This window comes from Kitasatospora sp. NPDC048239, from assembly GCF_043202015.1.
GTDB lineage: Bacteria > Actinomycetota > Actinomycetes > Streptomycetales > Streptomycetaceae > Kitasatospora.
Window position 1 is genome coordinate 303,931 of the sequence record NZ_JBICZP010000010.1, and the last position, 8,089, is coordinate 312,019.

Here is an 8,089-nt window from a genome sequence, read left to right on the forward strand (position 1 = left end):
CAATTACATCCATGAGGCAGCAAAGTGGCTGTCCAGGGGTGGGTCGGGCCGTTCAGCCTCACCGCCGAGTGGTCCCGGGTGTGCCGAGGTGCGCGCCGGGAGTCCTCCGTCCGAGCTGATCGTCTTCCCAACCGGCGCCCGCCGGGACACCGGCCCGACCACCCCCGACCACCCCCGACCACCCGCGACGACCCCGGACCACCCTCCCGCCCGGCCGATCAGCGAGGGCGGATTGTCGCCCCGTGGGCTTAATGACCGATTTTCTCGGCATATCTTGACGATGTCTTAACGGGGGGGCTTAACGCCCTCGATATGCCCCGCGTGCACTCGGCGCACCGCGCTTATAGCGCCTCCGACCTGCGGGAACATTCGGCCCAAAGGGTGCGCCGGGCCTTTCCGTTACTCCGGCAGGGCCCATTGCCCGGCCGTTCCGGGCCCTTACGCTCGCCCATGTGTTCAACGTGCCCCAGGCGCTCAAGCGCCTAGTGATCGGCAAGGCCATGCGCAGCGAGGAGCTGGGCGAGACCCTGCTCCCCAAGCGGCTGGCGCTGCCGATCTTCGCTTCCGACCCGCTCTCCTCGGTCGCCTACGCGACCCAGGAGATCCTGCTGGTGCTCACCGTCGGTGGCACCGCCTTCCTCTACCTGACCCCGTGGGTCGCGGCCGGTGTGGTCGCGCTGATGGCCGTCGTGGTGCTGTCGTACCGCCAGGTCGTGCACGCCTACCCGAGCGGCGGCGGCTCGTACGAGGTGGTGTCCCGCAACCTCGGCGCCAACTCCGGGCTGGTGGTGGCCGCCTCGCTGATGGTCGACTACGTGATGACCGTCGCGGTGTCGGTCGCCTCGGGCGTGGACAACATCATCTCGGCGCTGCCCTCGCTCGCGGACTACCGGGTCGAGCTGGCGGTCGCCTTCGTGGTGCTGCTCGCGGCGATGAACCTGCGCGGCGTCCGGGAGTCCGGCAAGGCCTTCGCGGCGCCGACGTACCTGTTCATCGGCGGCATGCTGCTGATGGTGGTCACCGGCCTGGTCAAGGCCGCGTTCGGGGACACCCCGGTGGCGGCCAGCGCCTCGTACGGGGTGCTGCCGGTGGACGGCAAGGACACCCTGGCCGGGCTCGGACTGCTGATGCTGGGCCTGCGGGCGTTCGCGTCCGGCTGTACGGCGCTGACCGGTGTGGAGGCGATATCCAACGGCGTGCCGGCCTTCCGGGCGCCCAAGTCGAAGAACGCCGCCACCACGATGGCCGTGATGGGCACCACGGCCGTGGTCATGTTCGTCGGCATCACCGCGCTGGCCCTGATGTCCAAGGTGCACATCACCGACGACGCCTGCCAGCTGACCAGGTTCGCCGGGGACTGCCACACCGCGCCGCAGCAGACCGTGATCGCCCAGCTGGCGGCCGCGGTCTTCGGCGGCGACCAGAGCATCCTCTTCTACTTCATCCAGGCCGTCACCGCGCTGGTGCTGATCCTGGCGGCCAACACCGCCTTCAACGGGTTCCCGCTGCTGGCCTCGATCCTGGCCGAGCACCGCTACCTGCCCCGGCAGATGCACACCCGCGGTGACCGGCTCGCCTTCTCCAACGGCATCATCGCCCTCGCGGTGGTGGCCGGCGGGCTGCTGTGGCTGTACGACGCGGACGTCACCAGCCTGATCCACCTCTACATCCTGGGCGTCTTCACCTCCTTCACGCTGTCGCAGATCGGCATGGTGAAGCACTGGAACCGCGTGCTGCGCGGTGCGACCGACCCGGCCGTGCGCGGCCCGGCCCAGCGCTCGCGGGTGATCAACGCGTTCGGCGCCGTCACCACGGCGCTGGTGCTGGTGATCGTGCTGCTGACCAAGTTCACCCAGGGCGCCTGGCTGGCCGTGGTCGCCGCGATCGTGCTCTGGGTGATGATGCGCGGCATCCGCCGGCACTACGACAGCGTCGCCGACGAACTGGCGGTGGACGACCCGGACGCGGACTCGGTGCGGCCGTCCCAGGTGCACGGCATCGTGCTGGTCTCCAAGCTGCACAAGCCCACCCTGCGGGCGCTCGGCTACGCGCAGGCGTTCCGGCCGGACTCACTGGAGGCGCTGACCGTCGCGGTGGAGCGCGAGGCCACCAGCGAGCTGGAGCAGCAGTGGGGCGTGCTGGACGTCCAGGTGCCGCTGAAGGTGCTGGACTCGCCGTACCGGGAGATCACCAAGCCGGTGGTGGCGTACGTCCGCGAGTACCGGCGGACCAGTCCGCGGGACGCGGTCGCGGTGTTCATCCCCGAGTACGTGGTCGGCCACTGGTGGGAGCACCTGCTGCACAACCAGTCGGCGCTCTGGCTGAAGAGCCGACTGCTCTTCACCCCCGGCGTGATGGTGATCAGCGTGCCCTGGCAGCTGAGCTCCTCCGGCCGGGCGGACCACCCCTCCCGCCGGGCCCCGGGATCGGTCCGGCGCGGCGAGCCGACGGTGCGCTCGGAGCGCGAGCGGCTCCCGGCGCCCGAGAACGCCTGACGACCGGCCACCAGGGGCCCCGGACAGCACCCGCTGTCCGGGGCCCCCGCCGTTTCCGCGGCCGGCTCCCCAGCGGACCGGCCGGAGCCGACCGGCCCACGAAGCCGCCGACCGCCGCACCCGGCCCGCCGACCGGCCCACGAAGCCGCCGACCGCCGCACCCGGCCCGTCGACCGGCCCACGAAGCCGCCGACCGCCGCACCCGGCCCGCCGACCGGCCCACAGACCCGCCGCCGGCCAGCCCGTATGGACCCCGTCAACAACCGGACGGGCGCCGTATGGAGCGCGTCAAGAACGGCGGCAGGCCCCCGAACAGGCGATTTGCTGGGCACGCCGGCCCGCCGCCGGTGCCGCGTCCGGTCCGCTCAGGAGCGCGCGGCCACCCCGAACCACTGTGGTGGAGCCCATGTCCGATCTCATCTACGTCGGTGTCACGGTCGCCGTGTTCGCCGTCATCGCCCTGATCGCACGGGGGGTGGAGAAGCTGTGAGCGCCGAGAACATCGCAGGTCTCATCGTCGCCATCGCGCTCGTCGGCTACCTCGTCCTCGCGCTGATCCACCCGGAGAAGTTCTGACATGGGCTCCACTCTCGCGGGCTGGCTGCAGGCCCTCGCCCTGGTGGGCGCGCTGGCCCTGTGCTACCGCCCCCTGGGCGACTACATCGCCCGTATCCTCACCACCTCCAAGCACCTCAGAGCCGAGCGCGGCCTGTACCGGCTGATCGGCGTGGACGGCGACGCCGACCAGCGCTGGCCGGTGTACCTGCGCTCGGTGCTGGCCTTCTCGGCCGTCTCCGTCCTCTTCCTCTACGGCCTGATCCGGCTGCAGGGCCACCTGCCGCTGAACCTGGGCGTTCCGCAGATGGAGGGGCACCAGGCGTGGAACACGGCGATCTCGTTCGTGGCCAACACCAACTGGCAGTCCTACAGCGGTGAGTCCGCGATGGGCCACCTGGTGCAGATGGCGGGCCTGGCGGTGCAGAACTTCGTCTCCGCGGCCGTCGGCATCGCGATCGTGGCGGCGCTGATCCGCGGCTTCACCCGCAACCGCACCGACCGGGTGGGCAACTTCTGGGTGGACCTGACCCGGATCTCGCTGCGCCTGCTGCTGCCGGTCTCGGTCGTCTTCGCCCTGGTGCTGCTGGCCAACGGCGTCGTGCAGAACCTCCACGGCTTCCACGAGGTGGCCACCCTGACGGGCGGGCAGCAGTCCGTGCCGGGCGGTCCGGTGGCCTCGCAGGAGGTCATCAAGCTGCTGGGCACCAACGGCGGCGGCTTCTACAACGCAAACTCGGCGCACCCGTTCGAGAACCCGACCGGCTTCACCAACGTGCTGCAGGTCTTCCTGATCCTGCTGATCCCCTTCGCGCTGCCGCGGGCCTTCGGCAAGATGGTCGGCGACAACCGGCAGGGCTACGCGATCGTCGCGGTGATGGGCCTGTTCTGGGTGGCCTCGGTCGCGCTGATCACCTTCTTCGAGGCGCAGCACACCGGTTCGGCGCTGCAGGCGGCCGGCGGGGCGATGGAGGGCAAGGAGCAGCGGTTCGGCATCGCCGCCTCCGGCCTCTTCGCGGCCTCGACGACGCTGACGTCGACGGGTGCGGTGAACTCCTTCCACGACTCGTACTCGCCGTTCGGCGGCGGGCTGACGATGTTCAACATGATGCTGGGCGAGATCGCGCCCGGCGGTACCGGTTCGGGCCTGTACGGGATGCTGGTGCTGGCGACCGTCGCGGTGTTCGTGGCCGGGCTGATGGTCGGGCGCACCCCGGAGTACCTGGGCAAGAAGCTGGGCGGGCGGGAGATGAAGTTCGCCTCCCTGTACATCCTGACCACGCCGACGATCGTGCTGATCGGCACGGGTGTGGCGATGGCGCTGCCCGGCGAGCGGGCCGGGATGCTCAACTCCGGTGCGCACGGCTTCTCCGAGGTGCTGTACGCGTTCACCTCGGGCGCGAACAACAACGGTTCGGCGTTCGCGGGCATCACGGTCGGCACCGACTGGTACGACACGGCGATCGGCCTGGCCATGGTCCTCGGCCGGTTCCTGCCGATGGTGTTCGTGCTGGCGCTGGCGGGTTCGCTCGCCCGGCAGCAGCCCGTCCCCGCCACCCCGGGCACCCTGCCCACCCACAAGCCGCTGTTCGTGGGCCTGCTGTCGGGCGTCGTCCTGATCGTCGTCGGCCTCACCTACTTCCCGGCCCTGGCTCTCGGGCCGATCGCGGAAGGTCTCTCCTGATGTCCCCCACCCTGACCGAGAAGGCCGGGAAGCCGGCCGCCCAGCAGCCGGAACCGGCCCAGGCCCCGCACCGGGCGTCCGGCGGCCTGTTGGACCCGAAGGTGGTCCTCGCCGCACTGCCGGACGCGGTGAAGAAGCTCGACCCCCGGGTGATGGTCAAGAACCCGGTGATGTTCGTGGTCGAGGTCGGCTCGGTGGTCACCACCGTCGCCGCGATCGCCGATCCGTCGGTGTTCGCCTGGTCGATCACCGTCTGGCTCTGGCTGACCACCGTGTTCGCCAACCTGGCCGAGGCCGTGGCCGAGGGCCGCGGCAAGGCGCAGGCGGACACCCTGCGCAGGACCAAGTCCGACACCATGGCGCGCCGCCTCACCGACTGGCCGGGGAGCCGGGCCGAGGAGGAGGTCTCCGGCACCGCGCTGCGCCTCGGCGACCACGTGGTGGTCGAGGCCGGGCAAGTCATCCCCGGTGACGGTGACGTGGTCGAGGGTGTCGCCTCGGTGGACGAGTCGGCGATCACGGGTGAGTCTGCGCCGGTGATCCGCGAGTCGGGCGGTGACCGCAGCGCGGTGACCGGCGGCACCAAGGTGCTCTCCGACCGGATCGTGGTGAAGATCGCCTCCGAGCCCGGCAAGACCTTCATCGACCGGATGATCGCCCTGGTCGAGGGCGCCGCCCGGCAGAAGACACCGAACGAGATCGCGCTCAACATCCTGCTGGCCTCGCTGACGATCGTCTTCCTGGTCGCGGTCGTCACGCTCCAGCCGATGGCCACCTACGCGGGCGCGCCGCAGTCGATGATCGTGCTGGTCGCCCTGATCGTGGCGCTCATCCCGACCACCATCGGCGCACTGCTCTCCGCGATCGGCATCGCCGGCATGGACCGGCTGGTCCAGCGCAACGTGCTGGCGATGTCCGGCCGGGCCGTGGAGGCCGCCGGGGACGTCAACACCCTGCTGCTCGACAAGACCGGCACCATCACCCTCGGCAACCGCCAGGCCGCCGAGTTCCAGCCGGCCGCCGGCGTCTCCACCGAGGAGCTCGCCGACGCCGCCCAGCTCTCCTCGCTCGCCGACGAGACCCCGGAGGGCCGCTCGATCGTCGTCCTCGCCAAGACCGGGTACGGCCTGCGGGCCCGCGCCCAGGGCGAGTTGACGCACGCCACCTGGGTGCCGTTCACCGCCCAGACCCGGATGTCCGGCGTCGACCTGGACGAGGCCGACGGCGTCCACTCGGTGCGCAAGGGCGCGGCCGGTTCGGTGACCAACTGGGTCACCGAGAACGGCGGCACGGTCGGCAAGGACGTCACCGAGCTGGTCGACGGCATCGCGGCCGCGGGCGGCACCCCGCTGCTCGTCGCCTCCAGGGTCGGCGCGGCCGCACCGAGAGCCCTCGGCGTGATCCACCTCAAGGACGTGGTCAAGGAGGGCATGCGGGAGCGGTTCGACGAGCTGCGCCGGATGGGCATCAGGACCGTCATGATCACGGGTGACAACCCGCTGACCGCCCGGGCGATCGCGCAGGAGGCGGGCGTGGACGACTTCCTCGCCGAGGCCACGCCCGAGGACAAGATGGCCCTGATCAAGAAGGAGCAGGAGGGCGGCAAGCTGGTCGCGATGACCGGGGACGGCACCAACGACGCCCCCGCGCTCGCCCAGGCCGACGTCGGCGTCGCGATGAACACCGGGACCATGGCGGCCAAGGAGGCCGGCAACATGGTCGACCTGGACTCCAACCCCACCAAGCTGATCGAGATCGTCGAGATCGGCAAGCAGCTCCTGATCACCCGCGGCGCGCTCACCACCTTCTCGATCGCCAACGACGTCGCGAAGTACTTCGCGATCATCCCGGCGATGTTCGCCGCGGTCTACCCGGGCCTGGACAGGCTCAACATCATGGGCCTGCACAGCCCGCAGTCCGCCATCACCTCGGCCATCGTCTTCAACGCCCTGGTCATCATCGGCCTGATACCGCTCGCCCTGCGCGGCGTGAAGTACCGCCCGTCCGACGCCAGTTCGCTGCTGCGAAGGAACCTCGGGGTCTACGGCCTCGGCGGCCTGGTGGTCCCCTTCGTCGGGATCAAACTGATCGACCTCGTCGTCCAGTTCATTCCCGGCCTGAGCTGACACCCACGGAAAGGAGGAACGCATCATGTCCAAGCCCCTGCCCACCACCGTGCGCACGCACTTCACCGCGCTGCGGATGCTGCTGGTGATGACGGTGGTCCTCGGCCTCGCCTACCCGCTGCTGGTCACCGGCATCGGCCAGGCGGTCTTCAACGACAAGGCCAACGGCTCGATCGTGAAGACCGCCGACGGCAAGGAGATCGGCTCCAGCCTGCTCGGCCAGAACTACGACCTGCCCAAGCAGAACCCCGACGACGCCGACGAGGCGGCCCGGCCGGACCCGCAGTGGTTCCAGCCCCGGCCCTCCGCCAACGGCTACGACCCGAAGGCCTCCGGCGCCTCCAACCTGGGCCCGAACAGCGCGGACCTCACCACGACGATCGAGGACCGCCGCAAGGCCGTCGCCGAGTTCGACGGGGTCGACCCGGCGAGCGTCCCGGTGGACGCGGTCACCGCCTCCGGCTCCGGCCTCGACCCGCACATCTCGGTGGCCTACGCCAAGGAGCAGATCGCCCGGGTCGCCAAGGCCCGGAGCCTGCCGGTGGAGACGCTGGACAGGCTCGTCGCGAAGTACACCGAGGGCCGCTCCCTCGGCTTCCTCGGCGGGCCCGGCGTCAACGTCGTCCGGCTCAACACCGCCCTCGTGGAACAGAAGTGACGGCCGATCGGCTGAACGGGTGAAGCAGGCCGGCCCGGGCCGGGGCAGCGCCCCCGCGCCCGGGTCGGCCGCGCGTCCCGACCCCGTCCGCAGAAGCGGCAGACGCAGCGGCAGACGCAGCAGCAGGCGAAGCAGCAGACCGAGCAGCAGACGAAAGAGCAGCGCCCATGGCCCGCGACCTCACCCCCGGCACCGGCCCCCGCCGCGGCCGGCTGAGGGTGTACCTCGGTTCCGCCCCCGGTGTCGGCAAGACCTACCGGATGCTGGACGAGGCCGGCCGCAGACGGGAGCGCGGCGCGGATGTCGTGGTCGGGTACATCGAGTGCCACGGGCGCCGGCACACCGAGTCCATGATCGGCGCTCTGGAGGCCGTCCCCCGCACCCTCCGCCCCTACCGGGGCGCCGAGTTCGAGGAGATGGACCTCGACGCCGTCCTGGCACGCCGCCCGGCCGTGGTGCTGGTCGACGAGCTGGCGCACACCAACGTCCCCGGCGGCCGCAACGCCAAGCGCTGGCAGGACGTCGAGGAGCTGCTGGACGCCGGGATCGACGTCATCACCACCGTCAACGT

The 8,089-nt window shown here is 70.8% G+C and carries 5 protein-coding genes and 1 pseudogene; all 6 read left to right on the forward strand.

Going from position 1 to position 8,089, the window contains the following annotated elements; genetic code table 11:
- The first annotated feature begins 452 nt into the window (after positions 1–452).
- Entirely contained in the window at positions 453–2,495 is a 2,043-nt protein-coding gene (locus tag ACGFZP_RS26510; protein ID WP_392937600.1) for an APC family permease, read from the forward strand.
- A 486-nt stretch (positions 2,496–2,981) separates the two neighbouring features.
- The gene (gene kdpF, locus ACGFZP_RS26515) at positions 2,982–3,071 is read left to right on the forward strand and encodes a K(+)-transporting ATPase subunit F (protein WP_392937603.1); all 90 of its coding nucleotides are present in this window, start codon (positions 2,982–2,984) and stop codon (positions 3,069–3,071) included.
- Position 3,072: 1 nt separating this feature from the next.
- Positions 3,073–4,734 (forward strand): potassium-transporting ATPase subunit KdpA, encoded by a 1,662-nt coding sequence (gene kdpA / locus ACGFZP_RS26520; RefSeq protein WP_392937606.1) that lies wholly within the window; start codon positions 3,073–3,075, stop codon positions 4,732–4,734.
- Positions 4,734–6,860, forward strand: a complete 2,127-nt coding sequence (gene kdpB, locus ACGFZP_RS26525; RefSeq protein ID WP_392937608.1) for a potassium-transporting ATPase subunit KdpB — start codon at positions 4,734–4,736, stop codon at positions 6,858–6,860. The genes kdpA and kdpB overlap by 1 nt, the downstream gene beginning before the upstream one ends.
- A 25-nt stretch (positions 6,861–6,885) precedes the next feature.
- Positions 6,886–7,518 (forward strand): potassium-transporting ATPase subunit KdpC, encoded by a 633-nt coding sequence (gene kdpC, locus ACGFZP_RS26530; protein ID WP_392937610.1) that lies wholly within the window; start codon positions 6,886–6,888, stop codon positions 7,516–7,518.
- A gap of 167 nt (positions 7,519–7,685) precedes the next feature.
- Positions 7,686–8,089, forward strand: a pseudogene (locus ACGFZP_RS26535) (histidine kinase); the annotation flags it as partial.

What these genes read in the sequence shown, in the direction of transcription:
- kdpA (WP_392937606.1), top strand. Translation starts at nt 3,073, where the DNA reads ATGGGCTCCACTCTCGCGGGCTGGCTGCAGGCCCTCGCCCTGGTGGGC.
- kdpB (WP_392937608.1), top strand. Translation starts at nt 4,734, where the DNA reads ATGTCCCCCACCCTGACCGAGAAGGCCGGGAAGCCGGCCGCCCAGCAG.
- kdpC (WP_392937610.1), top strand. Translation starts at nt 6,886, where the DNA reads ATGTCCAAGCCCCTGCCCACCACCGTGCGCACGCACTTCACCGCGCTG.